The organism is Kineothrix alysoides (assembly GCF_000732725.1).
GTDB lineage: Bacteria > Bacillota > Clostridia > Lachnospirales > Lachnospiraceae > Kineothrix > Kineothrix alysoides.
The window spans coordinates 486,140-512,733 of the sequence record NZ_JPNB01000001.1 but is presented as its reverse complement, the minus strand read 5'-3'; the positions used below and the strand labels follow the sequence as shown (position 1 = coordinate 512,733).

Here is a 26,594-nt window from a genome sequence, read left to right as displayed (position 1 = left end):
CCTTTAGTTTTTATTCAGTAAATTTACCCTTAACGCACTGATACCAAGAGCAATGATTATAATAGCTCCGGAAGCAATTTCTTGAAGATACGGATTAACTCCCAAAATATTAAGAACATTGGATATTAAGCCCATAAGCAATACGCCAAAAAATGTACCTATAATATTTCCTTTGCCGCCGCTGATGGGAACCCCGCCTATTACCACTGCTCCCATAGCCTGCAGTTCCATGCCCGCGCCCGATGACGGGAGGGCTGAACCGACCCTTGAAAGCAAAAGAACGGCAGCTACACCCACGAAAAAACCATTCAGCACGAAAAATATCAATTTATTTCCAGTAACACGTATTCCCGCAAGAAACGCGGATTTCTCATTACAGCCAATGGCAAACAGCCTTCTGCCGATTTGTGTATATTTTAAAATGATATGTACAATGACATAACCGATCAGACTGATTACAAATATCAACGGTATTATACTTAAAACCTTTGTTTTGCTTAAAAAGTCGAATTCTCCATATACGGTACGAATCACACCTTTTGTTATGAAAAGTGCAGCACCGGTATAGACACTCGTAGTTGCCAATGAAATGATAAAGGACGGTGCCTTAAACAGTATTGCTAGTATTCCGTTTAATAAAGTACACAGCATGCTCACCAGGATACCTGCTGCCGACGCAGCAATTCCGTTCACTCCTTCGTTGATTAAAATTGCCGTAATACAACAAGTGAGTCCAAGAATGGCACCTACAGAAATATCAAAGTTCCCCGAAATTATGATAATAGATGCCCCGGCTGCCACCAGCCCCAAAACAGCAATCTGCTCAAAGATATTCATAATATTGTTCACCATCAAAAACCTGGGATTTATAATTGCCGTTATTGCAGAAATCAGTAAAATAACCATTAAAAGAATCAGCCATTGCGACCTGAGTAATGTTTGTTTAATCTTTATATTCATTGTCTGTCTCCTTTTCCCGTTCGCCCGTTTCCTCTACTCCCATATAGGCCTTTAAAAGCTTGTCCTCAGTCACTTCTCCCGCCTTAAAAATATGTGTCAGTTCTCCGTCCTTCATTACACCGATCCGATCGCTCATAGACAGTAGCTCCGGCATATTAGAAGAGACCATAATAATAATTTTACCCTGCCTTGCCAGTCCCTCCATAAGGCGGTATATTTCCTCTCTGGCTCCTACATCCACGCCCTTGGACGGTTCATCAAAAATGTATATATCCCCCTGCATGGAAATCCATCTGGAAATTACTACCTTTTGCTGATTTCCGCCGCTGAGTTTTCCTACCTCATGTTGTTGATTGAAAACCTTAATATCCAATTGTCCAATTTGATTCCCGACAAGCTTTGATTCTTCTTTCAAGCTCAAAAAGAACTTGTTTTCATTTCTAGTAATAGAAATATTTTCTTTTACAGAACGCTCCAAAAAAAGGCCTTCGCCTTTTCTGTCTTCCGAAACATAACATATTCCTTTTTCAATTGCATTTTTAGGGTTTGCAGGCGTTATTTCCTTCCCATCCAGATAAAGCTTCCCCGACTCCTGTCTGTCAGCACCGAATAACATTCTGACTAACTCAGTCCGCCCTGCTCCCACCAGACCGCCTAAACCGAATATTTCGCCTCTCGATACCGAAAAGCTCACATTTTTCACCAGACCGTTCCCACTGTAACTTTTTATCTCCAAGGCATTGTCTCCCTTATCAAAATTCCCCTTTTGATAGAAGTTTGACGCATCTCTGCCGACCATATCCTTTATCAGCTGTTCCTGTGTTGTTTCTTTTAGCACGCGTTCACATATACTATGCCCGTCTTTCAGCACGAGGGCACGATCTCCCACTCTATATATTTCCTCAAAATAATGTGAAATATAAATAATTCCAATTCCGTCCTTTTTCAATTGACCGATAAGCTGCATCAACGATGCCGTTTCCTCTTCGCCCAGCGACGCAGTGGGCTCATCCATAATAATAACTTTTGCTTCTTTATACAGCGCTTTCGCAATCTGTAAGTTTTGTTTCTGTCCGGGAGACAAATCTTCCACCAGAGTATCGGGGCTGATTCTAATCTTAAGGCGGTCAAGCAGTTGCCCCGTAATCTTCTCCTGCTCCTTCCGGTTAATGAAAATTCCTCCGAATTTAATTTCTGAACCCTGAAAAATATTATCGGAAACAGTCAGCGTATCTACCAGATCCACATCCTGATAAATCGTTGCTACTCCAAGCTTAATCGCCTCCGACGGCTGCATCTTGTCATAATGCTTATCAAATAACACGATTTCTCCACTATCCGGTTTCTCAGCACCCGATAAAATTTTAATCAATGTAGACTTTCCGGCACCGTTTTCTCCTACAAGGCAAAGCACTTCTCCCGCCAATAAAGACAAGCTGACATCATGCAATACCTGTATGCCCGAAAATGATTTATTAATTCCCTTTAATTCGAGTATTTTTTTCAATGTATCTTATCTCCTTTATAAAGGAAAAGCAGTCAATGACTGCCTTTCCTTAACCACATTAATTACTTCATTAATTCCGGGAAATACTCATTGGTCAAATCCCAATAAATATCATTGACTTCCCATGGCACTACCTTCGATTCATCATCGATATTTTCTTGATCAACAGGCATGATAGGCAGCATAACTGCTTGTTCCACCGCTGTGCTGCCGCCGGTTACATATTGGTCCAGCACAAGGAAAGATACCAGCCCTTCCCAGCCGGGAGAAGAAGAAATCGTATAGCTCAATTTACCGTTTTGAATAAGAGGAAGACCGGCAGGAGAACCGTTCTGAGCGATTACTGTGTACTGATCCAGCAGATTATTGTTTTCCAGCATTTGAACAACAGCCGCAGCCATATCTTCGTTCATTACATATATAATGGAGAATTCCTTGCCGGAAGCGATCAAATCCTGTGCAACATTTACTGCTTCACTGGGATCGTACTTGCCCTCTCTTATGTCGATGCACTCATTCTGTCCCAATTCTTCGGATTTTGCAGTCATTGCTTCATTTATCATCTGGCAAGGTACCGATTCGAAATTACCGGTAATAATAACATAATTTTCACCTGCATGATTATCTGCCATCCATTGCGCATAATTATTTCCCATTTCTACCCAGTCAAAATCAATTGCAGCAACTATATCCTGTTTCGCATCCAGCGCCGTAGCACAAGAGTCTGTAGCCACTACCGGAATTCCAGCCTCTGCAAATTTTTCTGCAGCAATTTTCGCTCCATTTTCATTAAAGGAGAAAATACAAACACCATCAACTCCCTGATTTATCATTGCGTCGATATTGGCAACTTCTTTGCTCGCATCGTAATCCGAGTTAAGTACCACTACGTCATAACCCGCTTTTTCTGCTCCCATCTGGAAACCTTCTACGTTTCTCTGATACCATGTATCAGGGCCGGGCGTAATATAACCATATACTTTCTTATCCCCTGCACCGCTTTCTTCTGTCTGAGGCTCACTATTACCCGTTTCTTCTTTCGTTTCTACTGCCTGCTGGTTATCCGCTGCCTTATCCGTATTTTCAGTCTTCTGACATGCGGTAAGACTGAGGACCATAACGGATGCACACAGTAAAGCCACTACTCTCTTGTACATTTTCTTTTTCATACTTCTCTCTCCTTATAATGTGTTTTTTAAAAATTTCAGACCTTCTCTCGCCAAAGTATCCTGATCCTTGGCCAGCGGTCTCCATAAAGAAACTGCTCTTGCAATTTCTTTTATGTCGGTTGTGAATGATTCAATTACGACAGAGCCATCATAATTAATATCTGCAAGCGCCTTTTTGATTTCCAGCCAGTTGAAATGATCTTCTCCCGGTGTTCCTCTGTCATTTGCACAGGCATGAAAATCATACAGCTTATTCCCTGCCAGCCGTATTGCCGAAGGGATATCTTTTTCTTCAATGTTCATATGAAAAGTATCCAATAAAAATCCTACATTGTCCTGCTTCAAATCATCCATAAACATAAGGCCCTGATAAACCGTATTCATAAAGTCCGTTTCAAACCGGTTTAACGGTTCAAGTGCAAGTTTTACATTTTTGGAAGCGGCATACTCTGCAATATATTTCATATTTTCAAGCACATATTCTCTTTGCCTTTTACGTTCTCCGGCGCCTGTTACCCCGGTCTTTCCCGTTGCTGCATACATAGGGCCTGCCACATAAGGCGAACCGGTCACCTCCGCCATATCGATCAGAGTCTTTATATACTGCATACCTTCTTCTCTGTACTCTTTTACATCAGAGCCTATGTCTCGTCTTTGGCCGAAGGCGCCGCAAATGTGCACCGCAATTCCTATCTTATCCGCTTCTTCCTTCACCAATTCAATGTCAATGACTTCCGGACTCTCGACCCCGATTTCATAAATATCGAATCCCATATGTTTCGCATGCTGCAATTGATCTAATGTATAACTGGAAAAAGGAGAAACCCATACATACGAACTTATTCCATATTTCATAGCACACCTCGTTTTACTGTAAAAATATTTTATTTCTGTAAATTTACATTCTCATAATATTCTATTTTGTTATAATTGTCAAATGTGTATTTAGTTTTTTAAAATTTTTAGTAATTATAAATAAATAACTTTTCAAATTTTTGTATATTATTTCTTTTCCATTTTTTAAAGTAATGTAAGAATTATTTTTTACATTATTTTTTACATTTTTATTTACATTTCACTTCCTATTCGCTATACTAAGTAAAGTATAAAAATTTAAATGGGGGATTTGTTATGACGCAAAATTCAAAAATAACAATAGAAGAAATCGCACAGAAAGCCAATGTTTCCATTGCAACTGTCTCAAGAATTTTGAACAATAAAGATACTGTAAAACCAGCTACCAGAGAAAAAGTAATTTCTATAATGGAAGAACTGCAATTTAAGCCCAAAGCTCCATCCAGCCTTAATAATTCAAAAAGCAGGGTTATTCTCATGTGTGTTCCTGACTTTAACAACCCTTTTAATTCACTTGTCATTGACGGTGTCCAAAAAGCAGCACACGACAATGGCTATGATGTACTGTTGCTGCAATCTAAAGATTATTATACCGAAAGTGATGATTATTTAAACATTCTAAAAAATAATTCTTTGGCGGGTATGCTCATTTTATCCTCCGCTCCCAACAATAAGTTATTGGAAGAGCTGAGCTTCCGCTGCCCTGTTGTAATGTGCTCGGAATATTCCGAAACTTACGGCGTATCTTATGTGAGCATCGATGACGTGGCTGCTGCGCAGAAAGCGGTGAACTATTTAATTTCTATAGGATGCAGGAAAATCGGGTTTTTAAATTGCAATATGAAATTCAAATACGCGAGACATCGCGAGAAGGGTTATCGGCTGGCCTTAGAAAATGCCGGCCTGGAAATGAATCCCGAATGGACTGCCCATATTTCTTCAATTAATTTCAATTCTGCGATTTCACATGCAAGGCATATTTTAAGCCTTTCCAACAGACCGGATGCTTTGTTTTGTACATCCGACTATTTCGCAGTCAGCGCAATCCGCGCTGCCAACGAACTGGGTATAAAGGTGCCTGAAGACTTGTCCATTATCGGTTTCGACAATATCGACTTGTCCTTGATGTGCAATCCGCCCTTAACGACAATCGAACAGCCCTGTTTTGATATCGGCTTTCAAGCTTGTGAACTCCTAATCGAAAAAATACTGAACCCACATGTACCGGATAAGCAAGTAATCCTGCATACAGAGCTGGTTGTACGAAGTTCTACAAAACTATAAAGATTGGTCCCCGATACGTTTCCCTGCCTTCACGGCTGCATTTTCCTTACAAACCGTGAAGGCTTTGTTGTTTCGTAGTCTCCATTTTTATCACTTATATTTTGTTATTTCATCTCTCATCAATTTTACCGTTTTTACTAAATCCTCATCCTCACAGTTGCATACACACAGACGCAGTCCTTCTGAAGCGGTAAATTCGTCCATGTAACAGTCTTTTATACTATTTATCTTAACATTGCATTTTGCCAGACTGTTCACCACCTTCTCCGTAACACCTATCTCCGTTTCTATAAAGGCATAAATACCTGTAGAGGGAATATGGTATTTGACATCACTTGGAAAAAAGAGCTCGCATGCCCGTCTTAAGACTTCCATCTTATTCTTATAGAACTTTTTCGTTCTTAGCACATGTGATTTATACATACGGCTTTTCAAATATATTTCCAGGGCACCTTGCGTCAGGACCGGAGTATTTATATCCATGCTGTGCTTATAATTCATAAACTCCTTTTTCAAAGGTTCCGGCAAAATTGCCATCCCAAGGCGCAGCCCCGGCAATAAAGTTTTGGAAAAACTGCGGATATAAATAACCCGTTCCTTCCCGCCCATTGCATAAAGGGAATCCGCCTTTTCCTCCAGTTCTAAATCTGCCAGATAATCGTCTTCCACTATATATACACCATACTGATCAGCCAGCCTTATGATTTCCTGTTTCTGTTTCTCATGGCAGCTAAACCCTGTCGGATTTTGGAATCTTGGCATAATATAGAAGAACTTAACAGCGCCTGCTTTAAAAAGTGCTTCCAATTCCGTTAAATCAATCCCATCCTTTGTCCTTCTTATGCCTATGACAGGTATTTTATTGCAGCGGAGTACTTGAAGCATGACCGCATAAGTCGGCTGCTCCACAATGACTTTCGTACCGTTCCCGGGAAAGGACATGGCCGCCAGAATATATAATGCCTGCTGGGCACCGTTGGTAATGAAAATATCCTGCTGCCTTGTAAAGATATGGAAGTTTATCAAGTGCTTAGCCAAAGCCTCCCTTAATTCCTGCATTCCCTGAGGCGGGGCATATTCCATAAGCTTATTCTGATAAATGGAAATAGATTTTTCCATACAATGATAAAAGTCTTTATAAGGGTTGATAGCATCCGGAGGCCTGACCGTAATCAGGTCGATCTCATTCTTGGGGTTTGAAAGCCTGCCCATGGATTTTACTACATAAAAACCACTTTTGGGTGCTGAATATATCAGATGCTCTTCTTCCAAAAGTTTGTAAGCTTTTAGAACGGTATCCGGATTATACCCGGATGCCCTGACATAGGCTTGAATGGAAGGCAGCTTTTCACCCGGCTTTAAGTCACCTCTGTATATTCTCTCCTTGATGGAATCGGCTATTTGGGCATATTTGTACATGCTTCCCTCTCCTTTCGGGCGTTATCTGTACCGGTACAGATGGCTTTTGAAATTCTTGTTTTTTCTATCCGGCTCGGATAAGATTACTATAATCATATCACAGAGCAGAGAAGGAGAATATATACCATGAAAACTTTTCCCTTGGATTTCAAAGATTTAAAGGACCTTATCACCGAGTATCCCACACCCTTTTATCTCTATGACGAAGAAGCGATTCGCCAAAATATACATCGTCTATATAAAGCCTTTTCCTGGAACGCAGGCTTCCGCGAGTATTTTGCTGTGAAATCCGCACCAAATCCTTTCCTATTGCAAATATTCAAAGAAGAGGGCTGCGGCGTGGACTGTTCTTCCGAAACAGAATTAATTCTAGCCGATTCCTGTTCGTTTCATGGCGAAGAAATCATGTTTACCTCTAATGTGACTTCAGCCGCAGAATTCAAAAAAGCAAACAGTCTGGAAGCAATTGTTAATCTGGATGATTTTTCCCACATTGATTATCTGCAAAAGCATGGGAATATTTCAAACCTTATCTGCTTTCGCTTAAATCCCGGCGGGGTAATCGAATACGGCGGCAAAACAATACTGGATTACAATAATTACAAGTTCGGATTTTCAAAGGAACAGTTTACAGAAGGTATTGCTTATTTAAAAAAGAAAGGAATCAGACGCTTCGGTTTACACAGCCAGTTTGGCTGTCACAGAACCGAAACAGATTATTTCGAAGAAAATGCCCGTTCATTGTTTGAAAAGGTTGTAGATATCTATCAAAAGACCGGTATAAAATTTGAATTTATTAATCTGGCCGGAGGCTTAGGAATCCCCTATAAAGACAATGCCGCCGGTGCGGATATTGAAGCCGTGAGCCATGCCATCCAAAAAGCCTATGAGGATATTTTGAAACCGGCCGGGCTGGCCCCTCTCCCCTTATATATCGAGTTCGGTCTTTTCATGACCGGCCCTTATGGTTATTTTGTATCTTCGGTTCTCCATATCAAAGAAAGCTGCAAAACTTTCCTTGGCTTAGATGCTTCCACCAACAGCTTTATGAGTCCTTCCAGATATACCGATCATCACCATATAACCGTTGCCGGCAAGGAAAAGGAACCATGTAATTACACTTACGATATTACGGGGTCTTTATGTGAAAACAGAGATCGCTTTGCAACAGACAGAAGTCTGCCTTACGTGGAAACCGGAGATATTTTAATATTTCATGACGCAGGAGCCTATTCCTATTCTCATGCAAATAACTTTAACGGCAAGTTACGGCCTGCCGAATTGCTGCTCTGCCAGGATGGCTCCGTACGTCAGATACGGCGGCCGGAATCGCCTGCGGATTATTTTTCGACCCTGGATTTTCCGATAAAGTATGAATAGCATTCCCCAAACTCGATGGTCATGCTTTCATGGCTTTACCCATCCGGCTTGCTTTTATTTGCTTCGATTATTATCGTGCAAATTACTTGCCTTATTATGCCCTGCCTTTGCTTTACCTTGAATCTCCGGAACAGGTTCCTCTTCGTTCTTTGTTATTTGCATTTTTTTGTTGCTTTCTGTTCCATGGGGTTGTCTTGGGTCAGGTCTTCTCATACCCGCTTTAGCCATAAATTCACCATCCTTACATAACAATTTTATATACCATTATGATTTGCAAAAAGCGTGGTTTTATACTTAGCGGCCTCAAAATTGTATTTATATGGCGGCAGCCGACATTCCTATCGGCAACCGCCATGTTCAACTTTTATAATTTGTTACTTCAGGGAAGAATGAAAGATTTCATTCAAGGGACGGCCATCACACGTGTGAAAATCAACTCCCAGAATACTCGCCATAGTAGGCGCTATGTCCGTCATCCGGATGTCTCCTAAAGAATATCCTTTTTTTATACAATCTCCCGATATTACCAAGTTGCATTGATAGCCTTCCCTGCAGTCCTTTTATTTATCCTGCAGCTGCTCCAGTTTTTCCATATCAGAAATAATATATCCTTTTCCCTTTTCTTTTGTAAGTATTCCCTGCTCACATAATTTCTTGATGACGTACAGCACATGGCGGTAGCTGACATTCATATATTCGGAAATATCGGTGTGGGGAATATTATATACGCCCTTCTGCTGATGCAAAAGAATGAATGAAGCAAGTCTGATTTCCAATGGATAATTCAGACTCTCGCTCATTCTATAACTTCTTGCTAATAATTTTTCTGCAATATACGATGCAAAATAAAATGAAACTTTTGCATTTTCTTCGCATAATTTTCGTAATTCATCCATATCAAATTCCAAACATTCGACATCGTGAAGAACCTTATTTTCTTTTATATCCGATTCGTTACAGAACAAGGAAAGCTCACCCAGCCAGCCATTACTTCCAACAAGGTCAAGGATTGAGCGCCTGCCGTTTTTATGGTCGATATAAATTTTAACGCTGCCCGATAAAAGGAAATAGCAACGTGTTATGCCGCTGTTTACTTTATAAATATTACTATCTTTGGCAAAAGTCCTTTTCGTCCCATATTTAAATATAATCGAGGTTATATCATTGTCAAAAATCACTTCTTTTTCTCCCATATATGATATTTCTCATATCGAATTCTCTTTTTTTATCGTAACATTTATTCAGAAAGCAGAAAATACATTATACGAGGTGAAAAATGCTCTTACAAAATATGAAAAAATTTTTATACTCAGTATTCACATTTCTGATGTTTGGCTTAGGCGTTTCTCTGCAAATCAAGGCCGGAGTCGGTCAAAGTATGCTTAATGCTTTTGCTTTGACTTTGGCGGAATTATTTAATTTAGAGATCGGAACCGTACTTAACTTATTAAATATGATGTTTTTTATTCTCTATCTTATTTTTAGAAAATCCTGCATAAACCGTCTCGACATTATTCAAATCGCGGCAACCCTAGCAAATGGCTATATTGTTAATCTATTTGTCTACTTTATCTTTAATCATTTGATAATACAATCATATTTTTTAAAAGTGTTGACATTTATGCTGGGTCTTATTTTAGCTTCTATTAGTTTAGGCGCAATCCTGGCTATGGAAATCATTCAGTTCCCGCTTGAAAGCTTATGTATTGTATTGGGTCAAAAGCTTAGATACACCCTGACGACAACTCGAATGGGATTTGATGTCTTCTTTATGATAAGTACTTTGATACTTACTTTAATGACCCACCATCAACTCCATATAAGAGAGGGGACCGTCATCAGTTTTTTACTACTTTCCCGCTTAATGGGCTTTTCATATTATTTTCATAAAAGGCGTTCATAGAAGGATGATTGCGCTGATGCTTCTGTTTTCCGGGACATTTCATCGGATCGACACGCCACATGCAGGTTTTACAATAAAGGCAGGTTCCAACATCCCGGCCCTCTTTCGCATCATTTGCCCAGTTATAATTCACCAATGTGCCACGTCCTATATCCACCATATCAACATTGGTCTGCTCCAGAATTTTATCTGCCAGTTCAGGATTATTGATGCCGTTAACCGCGAATACCGGAATGGAAACCGCTTCTTTCATCTTTTGTGCGGCGTAAATGATATCCTTAAATGGATAGTCTTTTGGTACAACAGGAGTTGTCTCCTGCACAAATCCATAAGAAACGTCTAAAAAATCAACTCCGCTTTCTTCAAATATGCGGGCAAATGCAATTCCATCTTCCAATGCCGGTTCAAACCCGCCCAGCCTTATGCCGATGATAAAATCCGGTGGCGTCTGCCGGCGGATCTCACGGATGATTTCCAGTGCAAAAAGCTCCGGTTCCTGTCCGTACCTATCATCACGATGGTTGACTCCACGATTTAGGAACTGAGAAATGAGGTAGCTATGGCATGCATGAAGCTCTACCCCATCGTATCCGGCCAGAGACGCTCGTCTTGCCGCTGTAACAAAATCCTGTTGTATTGCATGTAACTCTTCAATTGTTAATTTATGGACTTTTTTAAGCTGTCCCTTTACCATGTATTCATAATCGCCTGGGCAAACCACTTTCTCTGCAAAGCCGACAACACCTGCATGATGTATTTGAACCAGAATCGGTGTCTCATGGCGGTGCACCGCTTCCGTTATCTTTTTGAGTCCTTCCATCTGCCCATCTTCCCAAATGCCAAGCTGTGTATCCGCTAAGCGGCCGTTTTTATTGACGCAGGTTGCTTCCTGGATAATGAGTCCGGCACCTCCTTTTGCTATGGCTTCGTAATGCTCAACATGTTTCTGCGTCGCACGCCCTGTATCATCCGCCCATGTAAAAACTACCATTGGCGGAACCGCAATTCTGTTTTTTACGGTAATATTTTTTATTCTTACGGGTGTAAAAAGATGATTCATAAATATACCTCCATATAATTGTTTATTATAATAATATTAGTATATAAAACGCAGAAGACATAAAATATATTAACCTTTTTCAGTAAGATAGTAAAGAAATGCAGTCTCAAAAGCCGCTTATTGTGTTATACCTTTGTATTAAGCACCGATTATATTTGCACAAGTCCACTCACAATAGCAACAATACCAACTATAAAGCAAATCAGCCCGCTGTTTGATATCCCCTTCTTTTCTTTCGAAACTCTATTAGTGAAAAAAAGAATAATTCCCAAAATTACAAGTGCAATACCCAACCCTACACTAAAAATATATAATTGCGACGATATACTTTCAAGTCCATTATCTATTTCTCTTTCTATTGTCCGTTCCATTTATTCAACCTCCATAGCATCTACACTTTTTATTAAAATTATTGTGAATGCCATTCCAATAAACAGCATTACCATTGCGAATATATACATAGCCATCCTGCTACAAGTTGTGTTAGCAACAACATTACACAACAATGAAGCGATAAGCACCGCTGAAACGATGGTAGTCGGAACGGATTTTTTAATGAACCCTATTCCTGCGGCAGCAATACCTGCACCTGCGGTAATTAATAACATAAGCAACGTGGTCTCAACAACTTGCAACATAATAGAAAGCGTAAATTTTCCACTCACGAGATGTATAAATTTTTCAGTTATGCCGAATATCAAAAAAACAATAATGTTACTGAGGAACATCGAAAGGGTTGTAAATACACATACAACACTAAGCTTCGCCAGCATGATCTTTTTTCTGCTTACCGGATATGAAAACAGTAAAACCGGACGTTTGCCTGAATAGTCCTCAATAATAATTTTTGAATACATAACAGCCGATAATACGCAAAATACCGCCATATTTAATGCTTCAAACAAAGGAATAAGATTGTCATAACCCGAAAAGATTGCCATATCCTTATCGTTCGGTTCTAACATAGGGGCATATGCGAAAAGATATAAAAAACACAACATGGTTATCGTGATGATAAGGCTGGCAGTTACATAGGTTTGGATTTTATTTCTTCTCAATTCTAATTTAATTAGTGTTCTCATGTCCTCTCCTCCCGTTCATTATATCCATGAAATAAGCTTCAAGACCGGAGGGGTATTCAGCCTTTACTTTTGTCATTGAAACCTCACTTACTATTGTCCCATTCACGATTACTCCAATGATATCCGCAAGGTGCTCAATCTCCGACAAAATGTGACTGGAAATTAATATAGTTACACCCTGTGTTTTTACGAGTTCTATAAAGAAATCACGCATTTCTCTTATTCCTATTGGGTCAAGGCCGTTAATAGGTTCATCCAAAATTAATAGTTTAGGCTTATGAATAATAGCCCTTGCAATAGCCAATCGCTGTCTCATCCCCAAAGAAAAGGTTGAAACAGGCTGAGAACCTGTATCATTCAATCCAACCTTTGCTAAAGCAGATACTATATCGCTGTTATCCTTACCCATATAGGCAAGGTGTATTTCTAAATTTTCTGTTGCTGACAGATGTTCATAAAATATAGGTGTTTCAATTATGGTGCCGATCTCTGACAAAATGCCGCCGCGTTGTGATATAATGTCCATTCCTAAGATTCGCGCTTTGCCCATTGTTGGTGTAAGCAGCCCCGACAGCATTTTGAAAACCGTCGTTTTTCCGGCTCCGTTTGCCCCTAAAAATCCATAAATCATACCTGTTTCCACATGCATATTACACCCTTTAATAACCTCTTTCCCAAGAAAAGTTTTTGTAAGGTTATCTGTTTCTACAACTAAATTTTTATTCACCGATTTTATTCTCCCTTAGGTATATTTTTTGCAATAATTCCAATGTTCCCTGGAGAAGCTTGTCGCTTAGAACATCTATTCCGATGGACTTCATCATGTGTTGTAAAAGCCCCAGACGCTGCGATAATTTCTCACTATCACAGTTAAATACAGCAGGATCACACCATATGTTCATTAACAATAAAAAAACTTCTGCACATTCATCGGGAAATTCGGTAATAAGTGAACCATCTGCTACACCTTGTTTAATTATTTCAGAAATAAAGAAAGCATCCTTGTTTACACAGTCCTGCATATAGGTTAAGACAAATTCTGCACTTTTCATGCGAGCACTCATTAAATCATCTAAGTAATGGGCATTTTGGCTGTCAAGGTTCTTTTCCAGTATGGCTTGTAGTTTTTCCTTTCCGTTGAAAGAGTCAGTCTCCCTTAACCAGATATCCATTGCCGCCTCAACGGCTTGTGCCTGCTTATCAGTAACAGCTTTGATAATCTCGTCTTTAGACTGAAAATGATGATAAATTGCACCTTTTGATATTCCGGCAGTTTCAGCAATATTCTGCATACTTGTTTTATCAAATCCTCTTTCTAAAAATAGCTTTGCCGAAACAGACAATATGTTTTCAATAGTCGCCTGTGAGTTGTATTTTTTTGTCATACCACACACCCCTTTCCAATAAAAACCGACCGGTTGGTTTTTATTCAGTATACACTTCATCCCTCCTATTGTCTACTTCTTTTTTCAGCAATAGAAATATTTTCTATAAAAAAAGGCATGAAAGTTTTTACTCTCATGCCATCAATAATGTGGTCAAATCACAGCTGTTCTACGCCTTAATCTTTTGTCAAAAAACAATCATTCCCCCGCGGCGATCCGTAAAAGGCTTGCAAAATACAAGTGCAGGCGATCGCTATGTCCATTTTAACAATCTATTACCCCCAGGCAATGATCAAAAATCTCATTCAACGGGCGGCCATCACAAGCGTGAAAATCAATTCCCAGAATACTTGCCATAGTAGGCGCTATATCCGCCATCCTGATTTCTCCTAAGGAATATCCTTTTTTTATACAATCTCCCGATATCACTAAGTTGCATTGATAGCCTTCCCGGTCAGGGAAATACCCATGGGTCGCATACTTCATTCCTTTTTCTTCCAGATTGGTGACAACTTCGCCATCCAGACTGTCTTCGAAGCAATAACCCGTCTTAGCTTCCAGCATGTATGGCACAAAAGAAGCTACGTGTAGATCATCCAACTCCTTTCTCGTATACAGCCGCTCTATTCCATAGCGTTCCTCCGCTATGGCCTTGTTAAGAATATTCAGGGCCTTCCGCCTTGCTTCTTCATCATTTTCCTTTAAATGCAGATACGCCGCCCCGCCGGCACTCTGTATATAGGCTCTCCATTTCATCTCACCTTTTTCTTCATAAATAAGCCCTTCTTCTTTCAATAACTGATTCAATTTCACCTTGTATCTGACATTGATCTGCCCATGATCACCTAAGACCAGAAAAACCGTGTCCTCTTTGATTCCTGCTTTCTCTGCTGCCTCTATAATATCGCCAAGCCGCTTGTCCATACGAGTAAGTACTCTCTCAATTTCCGGACTATCCGTGCCATATTCATGCTTTGCATCGTCTAAGTCAATCAAGTGTACCAGAAGAAGATTAGGCTTTTTTCTTTTAATGGTATCCACTGCGCACATCGTTGTAAAATTATCCAGATAAGGTTGTTCAATTCCCCGTCTTAATGTTCCGAATTTTTTCTCCATTCTTATGCTAAAGAGGGGACTTCCATTTTTTAGAATCTTAAGGGCCTGATTTTCTTTTTTGATGGCTCTTATCTCCGGTATATTATAACGGATAGAAGCCCGGCCTGTCACAGGCCATAGGATTCCGGCCGATTTCATCCGCTTCTCTTTCAAAGCGTCATAAATGGCAGGTACCTTGACATCCTTCTTAAACCAGAACCAGCTCTGCTCCTTTTCCTCTACAAATGGCTGGAAGGGGTTATTATGATATATCCCATGCTTATCCGGATAGACACCCGTTACCATCGTGGTATGTACCACATAAGTAAGGGTCGGATAAACACTTTTTAATTTTGTGCTGCACGCTCCGTTTTTTATTAATTCAGAAAGATTCGGAAGTCTGCTCGCCTTCTCCCAGTTATCTTCCGAAAATGCATCATAGGAGATAACCACCAGATATTTTGCTTTCCCTGCACCCATCTTCTTTTTCACTCCATAATTTCGCAGTTGTACTTCTGTTCCTTTGGCAGCATAATAAAAATAAGAAATCCTATAATAAACAGCGGAATAATCCCAAATATGCTCACTCTTGCATTACCGGTAATCGTTGTTGTCAGGGACATTATCATAGGACCTATAATAGCTGAAAATTTACCGAATATATTATAAAATCCGAAGAACTCATTCGACTTTTTCTTAGGAATAATCTTTGCATAATAAGACCTGCTGAGTGCCTGAATCCCTCCCTGAGCAGAGCCGATCATGGCACCCAGAATAAAAATATGCCATAAGGAAGATATAAAATATGCCGCAACACAAGAAATGATATAGGTAATGATACCGACACTAATCATCGTCCTGGCTGAAAACCTTTTTGCCAGATTACCATAGAGAATCGCACAGGGAAATGCAATCACCTGTATGATCAGCAGAATCCCGAGCAAAGTGAAAGTGTCAAGCGCGCCCTCCCCTAAAATGGAAGTAGCATAGGGTACCACCATCTTAATAATTGTATCCACGCCATCGATATAGAAAAAATATGCAAGAAGGAAGATGACTACGACTTTATGCTGCCTGATATTTTTAAACGTATCCGCCAAACGCATAAAACTGTTAACTACCGGCTTAGGCTCCGGTTCTATGTAATGTCTCTGTTTCACATCTCTTAGCATAGGTATGGTCAGAAGCCCCCACCAAAGCGCCGTAATAATAAACCCGAGCTGATATCCGATCGCTTTATCCATTCCCATAAAGAATATCAATGCCAGACTGATGCCAAACGGAACGATACTGGAAATATATCCGAATGCAAAGCCAAGGGACGAAACCTTATCCATTCTTTCATTACTCGCAACATCCACTAAAAATGCATCATAAAAGATATTGGAACCTGCAAACCCGATGGCTGACAAAATAAAAAAGAGAATCAATATCCGCCATTGTCCCCCTGAAGGAGAAACAAATGCTAGTCCGGCTGTCGCAAACACACCAAGAAACGTAAAGAATATAAAGAAACGTTTCTTCCTATCCTTGTAATCGGCAATCGTACCTAAAATGGGGCTCAGAATGGCTACCAGAATACTCGCAAATGAATTAAAGTATCCGAGATCCATACTGCTTTTAACATTTTCAAACATGCCAAATATAATTGGCAGCAGTGCAGTTGTAACCGCCATGGAATATGCTGAATTGCCGCAATCGACCATTATCCATGCTCTTTCTTCTCTGCTTAACTTCATAAGTCACTTCTCCTTCTACCGCTTACCATAAATTGTTAAAACTTTTGCTCCGACAATATCAAGCCCGAAAACATACGTGTATAAGCTGCCATAAAATTTCCTTACGGGTTACCGCCCGGCTTTCAAGCTCAAGCTGCGGGCTTAAGCATTGTTACCTCTTAGATGTCCATATTACAAATCGAATGAAAAACGCCTTTGCACTACTGATATCATAATATCACATTGTTAAGGAGCATAAGTGTAAAGGAGGTAAAAGGAAGGTAAAAAATACTTAAGAAATTTCCATCTTCTTGAACCATTGCTTTTCCGCATACATCTGTTTATCCGCCTCTTGAATTATCTGCTCTACATCCATATCCATACCCGTACAAAAATAAAATAATCCATGGCTTGCCGCAATATTATAAGAAAATTCTTCTTGAAGATTTCTTTCATTAAACTGTTTTATAATATCGTCCCAGATTTTTTCAGCCTGAATTTTATTTTTCTTTTTAAATACTATTATAAACTCATCACCACCCATGCGGAAAAATATGTCTTCTTCTTTCAGTTTATTTTTAATCATCCCGCATAAGGTTTGAATATAACGGTCACCCTCGCTGTGGCCATAGGTATCATTTACAAGCTTTAAATTATTGATATCCAAAAAACAGAGTACAAATTCCAAAAATTCTTCTTTTGCTTCCTCTAACAACTCTTCCAGTTTCTTAAACCCTATTCTTCTGTTCATAATTCCTGTCAAAGAGTCAGTCGAAGCATAATGGGACAATTCTTCCTCCGCTTTTCGGATTTCTGTTATATCCATAATCCCTGTTAAAATGGACTTTTCGCCATGATAATCAATTATTTCATAATTCGCGGTAACCCACTTCCTCTTGCCGTTAAAGTTATACTCTACAATCCGGTTAAAAGTACTGCTATTTTTCTTCAACTCTTCCTGAAGCTCCCGTCTGCTATCACCCGTAATATAACAGTCAATTCCGTTAAAACTGTCCTGACTCTCTGCTTTAATTCCCATCAGGCTGCATGCTCTTTTATTTGCTTCTATAATTTTTCCATCCCTCAGCCTTGTAATAAATACCGGATAAGGGTTTACATAAAAAAGCTTTTTAAAGTTCTCCTCGTTTTCCATTAACTTCTTTTTATAAAAAAACTCCATCATCCTATGACGGTAAAAGATAAATCCAAGCAAAAATGCAGCTCCTGACAAAACTGTGGAATTGACCACTTTTGTAAGCAGCAGACTCGTTTCATTTCCAAGAATCCCGATACCTATAAGAAAAATGATATGATTTATGGCGAATGCAAAAAGCATAAAAGACGGTTTTAGGGTGAAGGCAATTGCCGCAATTAATGCCAGTATCATATAAGAATAAATATTGCCGGTATATCTTTGGCTGTTGATGGAAGAAACCGCCCCAAAAAGAATATACAAAAATACATATATCCTTGAAGTAATGTATATGATGCGGTAACTCGTACTCTTTCTCTTGACAAACACCCACTTGTAGAAAATCAGGAACACAGCCGAAACAACCACACTAATAATATGCATAGCAATAAGGGTTGCACTATATCTCCTATCGGCACCATTATTTATAATTGTCACGTCCATATACGCCCAAAAAATTGACAGGAAAATATTAGCCAGAGAAATCAGGCGGATTCTGTTTAGAACAAGCATGCTGTTGTACTTTTCGAATTCTTTTTGTTCTTCGTTAGAACGACTTATTAAAAGCCTTAATCCTTCCTTTATCCATTCCATAAATTTGTCCTTTTTAATGTTAAAATAACTTCCCGCCCAAGATAGAACAAAAGTGTGCTTTTTTCTATCGCATAATAAAAAGCATTCCTAACCTACAAGAATGCTTTTAAAATAATGTACATTATAACAAACCGTATGTTTGGAAGCAAGATGTTTTATATATTAACGTGTTAATGCGTTTTTACTTTTTCTTTCTTATACCCGCTGCAATCCAGTCCGGGGCATAAGCAGAAGTACAGCCTTTGGGAACTTTCAAATCACGATATACTCCTAACGTTTCGCCTAGTGTGATGCATCTTTCTGTAAATTGCGGATAACGTATCCCAATTTCACACATAGCGTGATTCATTGCCCATTGTTTCCCGGGGGACGCAGTTTGCAATTCAATTTCAATCGTTGCAAGCAGTTTCTCTAACTCATGGTCAGTTAATTTACCGGCAGATATTTTATGGACGATCAGATTCCACCCTGCCCTGCCTAAGTTATCCTTGCCGGAGTCCATCCATTCTTCAGCAAGAATATCTGCATCCTTATGGCTGCTGACAACTTCACTAATGAATTTATCAATCATATCAGAATACGTTAATTCCGCAGCCATACTCCTTGCTTCATCTGTTGACAGTTTCTTCACGTCGAACAGCATACATGCAAGCCATCGTGCATCCGTGTTTCCACTTTGCCAAAGCTCTGATGCCAATTCATGATTTTTCCCTGATTGTTTTGCCAGCTTCCGTAATTCCCCCAGTAAAACGCCGTAAGTATTTTCACCTGCACCGTTTTTTATATACATCTGTTTTCGTTTTTCATTGCCTGAATTATGAAGGATTTCGAGTATCTCGTTTTTTGTCATTTTTATTGTCAACTCCTTTCAAAGCCTGAAGACTTTGTGCAAGTGTGCTTGCACAGCCTAAGCACAAAATCTCCGGTCGAAAGTATGAAGCTCTTTCAACCTTGTAAACATACCGTACTGCGGCATAAACAATCCATGAAGAAGACTCAGAGAGGCTTCTTCTGTGTGAAACTTTAGAATTTCTTGGGTGATGTATTTTATCAGCTTAGAATTTCTTTTCACACTTGAAACTTCAGAAATTCTTAAATGATGTATTTTATCAGCTTAGAATTTCTTTTCACACTTATGCTCCTGCAATGTATCATTTATAACATCGCTAACTTACTTTAATATTCCCCTTTAATTACAAAAAATGAGCCGCGGATTGTTCCGGCCAATTTCGATTTCTGTCTGGCAAACTTAAACTTCCCTTCTAACTCCTTCGGAACCTCCATTCCTTCAGAAAGTTTGAAACCAACGGCACGTTTCTTAGGGTCATCCACCGTATACATGACATTGACCGCCAGACCATCCTCATAAAAAACAAAGGCCATTTTTATGTTTTCCACTTGAAAAGATGATGTTTCTAAAGGCTTTGCCGAAAATTCAATATCACGTTCTCTTTTTAAAATCCGACTCACATAATCAAGCGTCTCCTGACTCTCGCTTACCGGTACAACCGTAAATTCGTGTTTATATTTGTTCATATAGTATCGTGCTTCATTAGCACGCAGACCGGCAAGCGCCTCTCCTACCGCTGAAGACTCAAGACCCACCGTAGAAACATTTTTAAAATCAACAACATAGGACATTTTCATTCCTCCTTAAATTTTTTAACAACAGGAATCAGATTTTTTCCCTTGGATGCGTTATCGCCAAAAAGATCATGACATCTTGAGCATAGTGGAGCTGCATGTTCATGTGTGTCTGTTCCGCCTTCTTCCTGTGGTATAATGTGGTATTCTTTGACAAAAGGCTCTTTTCATATAATACAGGGAAATGCTGTCATTCTCTTTTCTTCTAAATTCACTTCTTCCGAAAATAGCAAATTATCTCCCTAATATTATAACCGGCTTAAGCCGATATTAATTATTTTCATTGTCCCCAAACCTTAATTAGCCAATAATACTGCCGCATAAAGCAGATTCCCTTTTACCGGCAGGCTGCGTCGGCTTTCTATTAGTCTAAAGCCAAAATATTTCTTGCATTTAGACTATAAATATGCTCCTTTACATTATCAGACAGATTCAACTGTTCGATTCTGGATATCTGCTCGTCAAAGCTTGTATAAGGCGTATCCGTTCCGAAAACGATATGTTCATACCCAAAAGCGTCGATTGCCTCCTTAATATCACTTCCCTGAATTCTATTAGAACTTGAAGTATCAAAATAAATATTTTTCAAATTTATACCGCTTTCACGGAAAAGATTGCCGCCGGTCAAATGTCCGATAATAAATACGGCATTCTGGTTTTCCTTTATAAAACGCAATAGTTTCAAGACTTCTCTCTTGGAATACAAATGAATGAATATCGGCAGATTATATGATGTAGCAATATCTGCAAGCTTTTTAAATTCAGTACCGTCAATTTTAAAAGAGTTCCATGCCTGATGAAGTTTAATTCCCTTTGGCTCATATGTATGGATATGATTTTCAAGATTATCCATATACCCGGTATCAAGCGGGTCTACCCAGAGAAATTGGATGATCAGTTCAGGAAGCTGATTCTTCAATTCACGGACAAATTGATTTCCATCACCATTATCCTTGAAAAAGTGGTTATACGCCAGTCTGTTCATCCGATTCATCATATATATGCTGTCGGGCTTCTGTTTAAGTGGCATACTCGGCGGCTTCTGAAGATTTTGAATATTCTTCGGACTCGTACATAAAACAATTTTCTCTATATCGTACTTTTCGGCCATATTTTTTATGGAATCTGCAGTGCTGTAATCGCCTGCCGCATGAGCATGGATATCAATTAACATAAGGCCCTCCTGTTTATTTTATGCGTAATTTATGTCTAACTGATTATATCATGTTTTACGACAAAAATATAAGTCATCTTTTTATATCTTCAAGACAATCATCACTTATAGTCACTTCAGGTATGTCTGCTGTAATAGCACAAACAGCTTACCTTGCGGCAGCAATTTACCAGCCAGGCATACGTAACGTTTCTGTTTAAAGGTTTTCGCATAAAAAAATTAAAAATATCCTGGACAGTATATTGACAATATTACCGTAATACACTATGATTCCATTTAGACAGTATAATGTCCAAATGGAAGGAGGCATATCATATGGATATCGCAAAAAAATTGTTTTTCGCCCAAAGAACTCTGGTAACATTATTCTCAGTGACGAACAAATTACAAATGCAGGGAGACAAGCATTTGCAAAATATCACTATTCGTCAAATGCTGGCAATACCGGCCATTATCCATGCACCGGGCGGAAAAGCAACAATCAATCATATCGCACGGCAACTGGGCACAACCAAGCAAAGCGCAAAACAGATTGTCGATGCTATGAAAAATAAGAAATACCTCTCCATCGCACCGAGCGAACAGGATAAACGCGCAGTCGATATCACAATTACGCCGGAGGGAGAGCAAGCTTTCAGAAAGTGTTCCGAACGTACCGATGAATTTTTAGCGCATATATTCTATAACTTTACTCCGGAAGAGTTAGAAATATTGTGTACACTTCTTGAAAAGTTGTATCGCTTTGACGGCATAATGCCGGACGGCTTTGGAGAACACATGGATTACAATCCGGACAATGCGAATGAAATGCTGAAGTACCATCAGCATTTCCTAAAGAAGAAAACAGAGAACCACGAAAAGGAGAACCAACCATATGCATAGAAAAACAATATTATCAAAAGACTTTATTCTCGTTGTGATAGGTCAAATTATTTCCATATTCGGCAATCAGATCTTAAGGTATGCCCTTCCGCTTTACCTGCTGAATGAAACAGGATCCTCTGCTCTGTTTGGAACCGTTATGGCTGCCTCTTTCGTCCCAATGATTTTATTATTTCCGGTAGGCGGCATTATTGCTGATCGTATCAACAAAAGAAACATTATGGTAGCTTTGGACTTTAGTACGGCAATCCTCATTTTTCTGTTTTATTTATTGTCCGGTACGATGGATATCGTTCCGCTTATGGCAATCACAATGATTATTCTATATGGAATACAAGGTGCATATCAGCCGGCCGTTAAAGCAAGCGTGCCTGCTTTAGTAGAATCAGAACATATCATGAAAGCCAATTCGATTGTTGATATGATTAATTCCATGGCCAGCATGGCGGGACCGGTAATCGGAGGTCTGCTATTTTCTGTTTTCGGATTGAATCCTATTTTATATGCAAGTATCGGTTGCTTTTTCGTGGCTGCGGTAATGGAAATTTTTATTTGCATTCCGTTTGAAAAAAAGAAAGTAACCGGAAATATATTTTATATCGGCCTTAGTGATTTAAAGGAAAGCTTTAGATTTATGTTCAGAGAGCAGCCTTTCCTCTGGAAAATATCTATTATATTCGGTTCTTCCAATTTATTGCTGACTTCATTGATAATGATAGCTCTTCCCGTTTTAATTACACAACATTTGAACTTTGCTCCGGATACCGCCAACCGATTGTACGGTTACGCACAGGGCGTAATCGCATCCGGTGCTGTTCTGGGCGGCTTGCTCACAGGCGTCTTGTCCAAAAAGCTAAAAGCAAAAGCAAGCCCGGCCCTCTTAATCGGCTGCTCTTTGTGTATCCTTTTTGAAGGACTTGCTCTGCAGACACTGAACACATCTATGGCAATCTACTTTATCTTGCTTGCTGGCTCAGGTCTGTTACTGGCATTGCATACATTATTTCAAATTCAGATGATGACATACTTGCAGCTGTTAACGCCATCCAATCTGATTGGAAAAGTTGTTTCCTGCTTTATGTGTATTGTTATGTGCACAAGTCCCTTGGGGCAATTCATTTATGGGTTTGTTTTTGAACATATAGGAGGCGGCACATATCTTCCTTTTTATTCGGCAGCATTACTAATGATAGCGATCAGTATCTTTACCCGCCGCATTTTTTATGGGATTGACCATTAAGTATAAGAAAAAGAAGGAGGTGAATAGTTAATAATGCTTAAAGAAAATTGGATATTATGTCCTGTCTGTTCTAAAAAAACAAGGCTTAGAATACGGGAAAACACAATCCTTGAAAATTTCCCTTTATATTGTCCCAAATGTAAACAGGAAACTATTATTTCAGTAAAAGAATTAAATATATCAGTTATCAAAGAGCCGGACGCTAAGACGCAGAGCCAATAACATGTGAGTAAATCATAAGTTATCGGCTCTTTCTTTATGATAAAAACTTAAGCGATAACAGCCCTTATATACAAACACGGCAGCTTTCCCCTATTGCAAAATTGCAACACGCTTTATTGAATCATCAGGTATCCATTCTCAAATTTAGCACTGCTCACGGTCTTATTACCAAACTCCTGCGGTACAATAAAGCGTCTTGTTTGATTTTTAATAGATAAGATTATTTCATTGCCATTCTGTCTTAAATCCATTTCACTTTTTTCGGCAAACGGAAGATAGATTTTTAATGCCGTACCATCTTGTGTTTTTATTACCTTAAAAATCTCACGGCAAAATAATACTTCTGCTATATCAGTCTCTGCAAACATTTTTTTGCCCGCCTCCTCCAGAATCGGAAGCGTGCGAAGTTCTCCTTTTTGAAGCTCCAGATAGAACTTAGGCACTTCAGCAAAGCTTTCTCTGATTTCATCCAGTCCTTCTTTTTGCATCACTATCCACTTGCTGAAATATCCCATCATCGCATCCTCTGGATAAATCCGGTTTACGATGATGGCGTCTACATTATAATTATACAGGTGAAGACAGGTAAAGTTCCGTTTTGCCTCCTGAATAACTATCTTCTCCGGTGTTGTCACAATACGAAGGCTGACTGCCTCCTTATTCAGCATCAATTTTTGCAATCGATCCATCTTATCCATGATATATTCTATATCATCAAAGACATTATCCTTAGGCATGGGCATTTTCATTAATTTTTCCACTACCGGACCGGCATATTTTGCGCCTTTTCTTTTTATTGGAAGAACCTTTGCCATAAAATCGGAAAGCATCTCAGGATACTTTAAAAGAGACAGCGTCTCTCCGGTCGGTGCACAATCTACAACAATGACATCATATTGCCCCTGTTCATAATAATCCAGTATTTTGAACATGGAAAAAAGTTCTTCCATTCCGGGAAATACGAGCAATTCCTCTACTTCAATTCCTCCATCACCCTTTAGTGTGAGCATCTGCTTCATATAGTTTTTCAGGTGTCCCCAGCTTTTTTCACTTTCATATACGACATCGATTTCCATGGCATCAAGATTTTCCGCGACTGCTTTCGGTTCCTTGCCGAGCTTTACATCCAGACTGTCACCCAAACTGTGCGCCATATCCGTACTCATAACCAATACTTTTTTCCCTGTCTGTGCCAGCAATAATGCACTTGCCCCTGCAACGCTGGTCTTACCGACTCCGCCTTTTCCCGTATATAATATTACTCTCATATTAATAACCATGCCTTTCTCATAACCTGCAAGCTTTGGACCGCAGGCACAAATTTGCGTATGAAATTCATTTATTCAATATTTACCTTCTTTACCTTGGATTCTTTTTCTTCACTCCGATGCTCTTCGCTCTGGTTCTCCTGTGTATTGCCGCTTTCACCATTCCTCTTTATCAAATCAATTGCGCATTCCATAACAATTGCGGTCAATTCCTTGCCAATTGCTTCTATATGTTCTGCCGTGCTTTCCGGAAACAGGGCAAAAAGTGCTTTCTTTTGATACATTTTGGCTTCTTTTATCCGATTCATCATATCACTGTTCATAATCCATCTCTCCTTTTTCAAACTGAATGTTCAGTATCCCATTTTCCATCTTTGCCGATGTAACAACATATGTCCGGAGAACATTGGGCAGAGGAATACTTCTTTTAAAATTTCCGATTTTTATCACCACTTCACTATCTGACTGATATAAATCCACCTCTGATTTTTCAACGAATGGCAGCGACAGCTTCAGCATATATCCTTTGCTGTTCTGCTCGAAGCTTTCTCTTTGCGTAATCTCCCTGACTTCAAATACTTCATCCCCCGTGAGTGCATCGCTGCAGATTCTGTTAACCGCTTTCATCCCTCTTACTTCCTCGTCATACCAGGGGATTTCATATATCGGTACTGCGGCAAAGCTTTCATAAAGCTGTTCCTTGTATTTACGCTGGATCTTCAGCCATTCATCAAAGAACGGATTATCCAAATTGTCCGGCAGAATACGGTTAATGTAAAGACCGTCCACATTGTAATTATAAAGGTTCATATACATATAATTACGTTTTGTCTCCTCCACTACCATTTTTTCCGATAGTGCGACTAATCTCACACTGGTTGTTTCCCTATTTTTCAAAAGTTCCTGTAATTCATAAAACTTCAGGTAGATTTTTTCTATATCGTTCATCGCTGCGCGGTTTGGCAGTTCCACTTTATATAACTGTTTTGCTATGGGAGATAATACTTTGACCGCTACTTTTCCGACCGGGAACAGTTTTTCCATATACCAGGAAAGCAACTCCGGAAACTTAAGCAGAGTTAGAGTTTCTCCGGTCGGTGCACAGTCCACGATAATTCTTTCATACGCTCCGTTCTGATAGATTTCATTAATCTTCAATAAGGCAAATAATTCTTCCATTCCGGGAAGCATTCCGTAATCTGCAAGACTTATCCCCTCCCCTTGCGGGAAAAATCCATTCAGGCTTTTCATAATAGCACTAAAATCATGTTCCATCACATACTCGGGGTCAATTTCATAAGCATCCAGATTATCCGTAATATATTTGGGTTCCCTTCCCAGCTGAATTTCAAAAAGGTCACCCAGGTTATGCGCCATATCCGTACTGATTAAAATCGTCTTGTGACCATCTCCGGCGCTTTTCATCGCATGGGCTGCTGCCACACTTGTCTTTCCTACACCGCCTTTTCCGGTAAAAATATAAATCCGTTTTTTCATAATCACCAATTCCTTTCTATCTTTTTATATTGTTTTTTATAGTATTAATTATATTTCATCGCTC

Annotated in this window: 28 protein-coding genes; 6 read left to right on the top strand and 22 right to left on the bottom strand. The window is 39.4% G+C overall.

What is annotated here, in order from left to right; all coding sequences use genetic code 11:
- Positions 1-3: 3 nt before the first annotated feature.
- The 4 genes from CC90_RS0102440 to CC90_RS0102425 form a co-directional block, all read right to left on the bottom strand.
- Complete coding sequence (locus CC90_RS0102440; protein ID WP_031389243.1) at positions 4-960, bottom strand: ABC transporter permease; 957 nt, start codon at positions 958-960, stop codon at positions 4-6.
- A complete protein-coding gene (locus CC90_RS0102435) occupies positions 944-2,467 on the bottom strand; it encodes a sugar ABC transporter ATP-binding protein (protein ID WP_051869244.1) in 1,524 nt (507 codons plus the stop codon). Before CC90_RS0102435 ends, CC90_RS0102440 begins: the two co-directional genes overlap by 17 nt.
- A 62-nt stretch (positions 2,468-2,529) precedes the next feature.
- Positions 2,530-3,636: a sugar ABC transporter substrate-binding protein gene (locus tag CC90_RS0102430; protein ID WP_242843229.1), complete on the bottom strand. Its 1,107-nt coding sequence runs from the start codon at positions 3,634-3,636 to the stop codon at positions 2,530-2,532.
- Positions 3,637-3,648: 12 nt separating this feature from the next.
- Positions 3,649-4,491 (bottom strand): sugar phosphate isomerase/epimerase family protein, encoded by an 843-nt coding sequence (locus tag CC90_RS0102425; RefSeq protein WP_031389240.1) that lies wholly within the window; start codon positions 4,489-4,491, stop codon positions 3,649-3,651.
- Between the two features lie 276 nt (positions 4,492-4,767).
- Here CC90_RS0102425 and CC90_RS0102420 point away from each other — a divergent pair, with 276 nt between their 5' ends.
- On the top strand, positions 4,768-5,775 hold the full coding sequence (locus CC90_RS0102420) for a LacI family DNA-binding transcriptional regulator (protein WP_031389239.1): 1,008 nt from the start codon (positions 4,768-4,770) through the stop codon (positions 5,773-5,775).
- 90 nt (positions 5,776-5,865) lie between these two features.
- Here CC90_RS0102420 and CC90_RS0102415 read toward each other — a convergent pair whose 3' ends face one another.
- Positions 5,866-7,194 carry an aminotransferase-like domain-containing protein gene (locus CC90_RS0102415; protein WP_031389238.1) on the bottom strand — a complete coding sequence of 443 codons (1,329 nt, stop codon included), beginning with the start codon at positions 7,192-7,194 and terminating at the stop codon, positions 5,866-5,868.
- A 126-nt stretch (positions 7,195-7,320) separates the two neighbouring features.
- Here CC90_RS0102415 and CC90_RS0102410 point away from each other — a divergent pair, with 126 nt between their 5' ends.
- On the top strand, positions 7,321-8,574 hold the full coding sequence (locus tag CC90_RS0102410; RefSeq protein WP_031389237.1) for a diaminopimelate decarboxylase family protein: 1,254 nt from the start codon (positions 7,321-7,323) through the stop codon (positions 8,572-8,574).
- Between the two features lie 54 nt (positions 8,575-8,628).
- Here CC90_RS0102410 and CC90_RS24330 read toward each other — a convergent pair whose 3' ends face one another.
- Positions 8,629-8,802 (bottom strand): hypothetical protein, encoded by a 174-nt coding sequence (locus CC90_RS24330; RefSeq protein WP_165919322.1) that lies wholly within the window; start codon positions 8,800-8,802, stop codon positions 8,629-8,631.
- Between the two features lie 332 nt (positions 8,803-9,134).
- Complete coding sequence (locus tag CC90_RS0102395) at positions 9,135-9,767, bottom strand: cyclic nucleotide-binding domain-containing protein (protein ID WP_330373169.1); 633 nt, start codon at positions 9,765-9,767, stop codon at positions 9,135-9,137.
- A gap of 83 nt (positions 9,768-9,850) precedes the next feature.
- Here CC90_RS0102395 and CC90_RS23535 point away from each other — a divergent pair, with 83 nt between their 5' ends.
- The gene (locus tag CC90_RS23535; protein ID WP_081905843.1) at positions 9,851-10,477 is read left to right on the top strand and encodes a YczE/YyaS/YitT family protein; all 627 of its coding nucleotides are present in this window, start codon (positions 9,851-9,853) and stop codon (positions 10,475-10,477) included.
- On the opposite strand, the gene CC90_RS0102390 is transcribed toward CC90_RS23535, so the two are convergent.
- The 12 genes from CC90_RS0102390 to CC90_RS0102340 form a co-directional block, all read right to left on the bottom strand.
- A complete protein-coding gene (locus CC90_RS0102390) occupies positions 10,413-11,537 on the bottom strand; it encodes an oxidoreductase (RefSeq protein ID WP_081905842.1) in 1,125 nt (374 codons plus the stop codon). The genes CC90_RS23535 and CC90_RS0102390 overlap by 65 nt on opposite strands.
- 149 nt (positions 11,538-11,686) lie before the next feature.
- Positions 11,687-11,908, bottom strand: coding sequence for a hypothetical protein (locus tag CC90_RS0102385; RefSeq protein WP_031389234.1), 222 nt, complete (start codon positions 11,906-11,908; stop codon positions 11,687-11,689).
- Positions 11,909-12,619 (bottom strand): ABC transporter permease, encoded by a 711-nt coding sequence (locus tag CC90_RS0102380; protein WP_031389233.1) that lies wholly within the window; start codon positions 12,617-12,619, stop codon positions 11,909-11,911.
- On the bottom strand, positions 12,603-13,346 hold the full coding sequence (locus CC90_RS0102375) for an ABC transporter ATP-binding protein (RefSeq protein ID WP_031389232.1): 744 nt from the start codon (positions 13,344-13,346) through the stop codon (positions 12,603-12,605). The genes CC90_RS0102380 and CC90_RS0102375 overlap by 17 nt, the downstream gene beginning before the upstream one ends.
- On the bottom strand, positions 13,339-14,004 hold the full coding sequence (locus CC90_RS0102370; RefSeq protein WP_031389231.1) for a TetR/AcrR family transcriptional regulator: 666 nt from the start codon (positions 14,002-14,004) through the stop codon (positions 13,339-13,341). The genes CC90_RS0102375 and CC90_RS0102370 overlap by 8 nt, the downstream gene beginning before the upstream one ends.
- A gap of 264 nt (positions 14,005-14,268) precedes the next feature.
- Entirely contained in the window at positions 14,269-15,579 is a 1,311-nt protein-coding gene (locus tag CC90_RS0102365) for an alkaline phosphatase family protein (RefSeq protein WP_031389230.1), read from the bottom strand.
- An 8-nt stretch (positions 15,580-15,587) separates the two neighbouring features.
- A complete protein-coding gene (locus CC90_RS0102360; protein WP_031389229.1) occupies positions 15,588-16,838 on the bottom strand; it encodes an MFS transporter in 1,251 nt (416 codons plus the stop codon).
- Positions 16,839-17,109: 271 nt separating this feature from the next.
- The gene (locus tag CC90_RS0102355) at positions 17,110-18,603 is read right to left on the bottom strand and encodes a sensor domain-containing diguanylate cyclase (RefSeq protein WP_031389228.1); all 1,494 of its coding nucleotides are present in this window, start codon (positions 18,601-18,603) and stop codon (positions 17,110-17,112) included.
- Positions 18,604-18,784: 181 nt separating this feature from the next.
- A complete protein-coding gene (locus tag CC90_RS0102350) occupies positions 18,785-19,453 on the bottom strand; it encodes a DNA alkylation repair protein (RefSeq protein ID WP_031389227.1) in 669 nt (222 codons plus the stop codon).
- A 326-nt stretch (positions 19,454-19,779) separates the two neighbouring features.
- Positions 19,780-20,244: a hypothetical protein gene (locus tag CC90_RS0102345; RefSeq protein WP_031389226.1), complete on the bottom strand. Its 465-nt coding sequence runs from the start codon at positions 20,242-20,244 to the stop codon at positions 19,780-19,782.
- Between the two features lie 2 nt (positions 20,245-20,246).
- A complete protein-coding gene (locus tag CC90_RS25250) occupies positions 20,247-20,384 on the bottom strand; it encodes a hypothetical protein (protein ID WP_242843280.1) in 138 nt (45 codons plus the stop codon).
- Positions 20,385-20,611: 227 nt separating this feature from the next.
- Positions 20,612-21,421, bottom strand: coding sequence for an amidohydrolase family protein (locus CC90_RS0102340; protein ID WP_031389225.1), 810 nt, complete (start codon positions 21,419-21,421; stop codon positions 20,612-20,614).
- Positions 21,422-21,736: 315 nt separating this feature from the next.
- Here CC90_RS0102340 and CC90_RS0102335 point away from each other — a divergent pair, with 315 nt between their 5' ends.
- Genes CC90_RS0102335 through CC90_RS0102325 form a run of 3 tightly spaced genes read left to right on the top strand, consistent with a single transcriptional unit; the run spans position 21,737 to position 23,765 of the window.
- The gene (locus CC90_RS0102335) at positions 21,737-22,303 is read left to right on the top strand and encodes a MarR family winged helix-turn-helix transcriptional regulator (RefSeq protein WP_031389224.1); all 567 of its coding nucleotides are present in this window, start codon (positions 21,737-21,739) and stop codon (positions 22,301-22,303) included.
- The gene (locus CC90_RS0102330) at positions 22,296-23,543 is read left to right on the top strand and encodes an MFS transporter (RefSeq protein ID WP_031389223.1); all 1,248 of its coding nucleotides are present in this window, start codon (positions 22,296-22,298) and stop codon (positions 23,541-23,543) included. Before CC90_RS0102335 ends, CC90_RS0102330 begins: the two co-directional genes overlap by 8 nt.
- A 33-nt stretch (positions 23,544-23,576) precedes the next feature.
- Positions 23,577-23,765, top strand: a complete 189-nt coding sequence (locus CC90_RS0102325) for a cysteine-rich KTR domain-containing protein (RefSeq protein ID WP_031389222.1) — start codon at positions 23,577-23,579, stop codon at positions 23,763-23,765.
- A gap of 113 nt (positions 23,766-23,878) precedes the next feature.
- Here the strand turns inward: CC90_RS0102325 and CC90_RS0102320 are convergent, their stop codons facing one another.
- Genes CC90_RS0102320 through CC90_RS0102310 form a run of 3 tightly spaced genes read right to left on the bottom strand, consistent with a single transcriptional unit; the run spans position 23,879 to position 26,530 of the window.
- Positions 23,879-25,045 (bottom strand): ArsA family ATPase, encoded by a 1,167-nt coding sequence (locus CC90_RS0102320; protein ID WP_330373168.1) that lies wholly within the window; start codon positions 25,043-25,045, stop codon positions 23,879-23,881.
- 59 nt (positions 25,046-25,104) lie between these two features.
- On the bottom strand, positions 25,105-25,356 hold the full coding sequence (locus CC90_RS0102315) for a hypothetical protein (protein WP_031389220.1): 252 nt from the start codon (positions 25,354-25,356) through the stop codon (positions 25,105-25,107).
- Entirely contained in the window at positions 25,346-26,530 is a 1,185-nt protein-coding gene (locus CC90_RS0102310) for an ArsA family ATPase (protein WP_031389219.1), read from the bottom strand. Before CC90_RS0102310 ends, CC90_RS0102315 begins: the two co-directional genes overlap by 11 nt.
- Positions 26,531-26,594 lie beyond the last annotated feature (64 nt).

What these genes read in the sequence shown, in the direction of transcription:
- CC90_RS0102440 (WP_031389243.1), bottom strand. Translation starts at nt 960, where the DNA reads ATGAATATAAAGATTAAACAAACATTACTCAGGTCGCAATGGCTGATT.
- CC90_RS0102430 (WP_242843229.1), bottom strand. Translation starts at nt 3,636, where the DNA reads ATGAAAAAGAAAATGTACAAGAGAGTAGTGGCTTTACTGTGTGCATCC.
- CC90_RS0102425 (WP_031389240.1), bottom strand. Translation starts at nt 4,491, where the DNA reads ATGAAATATGGAATAAGTTCGTATGTATGGGTTTCTCCTTTTTCCAGT.
- CC90_RS0102420 (WP_031389239.1), top strand. Translation starts at nt 4,768, where the DNA reads ATGACGCAAAATTCAAAAATAACAATAGAAGAAATCGCACAGAAAGCC.
- CC90_RS0102415 (WP_031389238.1), bottom strand. Translation starts at nt 7,194, where the DNA reads ATGTACAAATATGCCCAAATAGCCGATTCCATCAAGGAGAGAATATAC.
- CC90_RS0102410 (WP_031389237.1), top strand. Translation starts at nt 7,321, where the DNA reads ATGAAAACTTTTCCCTTGGATTTCAAAGATTTAAAGGACCTTATCACC.
- CC90_RS24330 (WP_165919322.1), bottom strand. Translation starts at nt 8,802, where the DNA reads ATGGCTAAAGCGGGTATGAGAAGACCTGACCCAAGACAACCCCATGGA.
- CC90_RS0102395 (WP_330373169.1), bottom strand. Translation starts at nt 9,767, where the DNA reads ATGGGAGAAAAAGAAGTGATTTTTGACAATGATATAACCTCGATTATA.
- CC90_RS23535 (WP_081905843.1), top strand. Translation starts at nt 9,851, where the DNA reads ATGCTCTTACAAAATATGAAAAAATTTTTATACTCAGTATTCACATTT.
- CC90_RS0102390 (WP_081905842.1), bottom strand. Translation starts at nt 11,537, where the DNA reads ATGAATCATCTTTTTACACCCGTAAGAATAAAAAATATTACCGTAAAA.
- CC90_RS0102385 (WP_031389234.1), bottom strand. Translation starts at nt 11,908, where the DNA reads ATGGAACGGACAATAGAAAGAGAAATAGATAATGGACTTGAAAGTATA.
- CC90_RS0102380 (WP_031389233.1), bottom strand. Translation starts at nt 12,619, where the DNA reads ATGAGAACACTAATTAAATTAGAATTGAGAAGAAATAAAATCCAAACC.
- CC90_RS0102370 (WP_031389231.1), bottom strand. Translation starts at nt 14,004, where the DNA reads ATGACAAAAAAATACAACTCACAGGCGACTATTGAAAACATATTGTCT.
- CC90_RS0102365 (WP_031389230.1), bottom strand. Translation starts at nt 15,579, where the DNA reads ATGGGTGCAGGGAAAGCAAAATATCTGGTGGTTATCTCCTATGATGCA.
- CC90_RS0102360 (WP_031389229.1), bottom strand. Translation starts at nt 16,838, where the DNA reads ATGAAGTTAAGCAGAGAAGAAAGAGCATGGATAATGGTCGATTGCGGC.
- CC90_RS0102355 (WP_031389228.1), bottom strand. Translation starts at nt 18,603, where the DNA reads ATGGAATGGATAAAGGAAGGATTAAGGCTTTTAATAAGTCGTTCTAAC.
- CC90_RS0102350 (WP_031389227.1), bottom strand. Translation starts at nt 19,453, where the DNA reads ATGACAAAAAACGAGATACTCGAAATCCTTCATAATTCAGGCAATGAA.
- CC90_RS0102345 (WP_031389226.1), bottom strand. Translation starts at nt 20,244, where the DNA reads ATGTCCTATGTTGTTGATTTTAAAAATGTTTCTACGGTGGGTCTTGAG.
- CC90_RS0102340 (WP_031389225.1), bottom strand. Translation starts at nt 21,421, where the DNA reads ATGTTAATTGATATCCATGCTCATGCGGCAGGCGATTACAGCACTGCA.
- CC90_RS0102335 (WP_031389224.1), top strand. Translation starts at nt 21,737, where the DNA reads ATGGATATCGCAAAAAAATTGTTTTTCGCCCAAAGAACTCTGGTAACA.
- CC90_RS0102330 (WP_031389223.1), top strand. Translation starts at nt 22,296, where the DNA reads ATGCATAGAAAAACAATATTATCAAAAGACTTTATTCTCGTTGTGATA.
- CC90_RS0102325 (WP_031389222.1), top strand. Translation starts at nt 23,577, where the DNA reads ATGCTTAAAGAAAATTGGATATTATGTCCTGTCTGTTCTAAAAAAACA.
- CC90_RS0102320 (WP_330373168.1), bottom strand. Translation starts at nt 25,045, where the DNA reads ATGGTTATTAATATGAGAGTAATATTATATACGGGAAAAGGCGGAGTC.
- CC90_RS0102315 (WP_031389220.1), bottom strand. Translation starts at nt 25,356, where the DNA reads ATGAACAGTGATATGATGAATCGGATAAAAGAAGCCAAAATGTATCAA.
- CC90_RS0102310 (WP_031389219.1), bottom strand. Translation starts at nt 26,530, where the DNA reads ATGAAAAAACGGATTTATATTTTTACCGGAAAAGGCGGTGTAGGAAAG.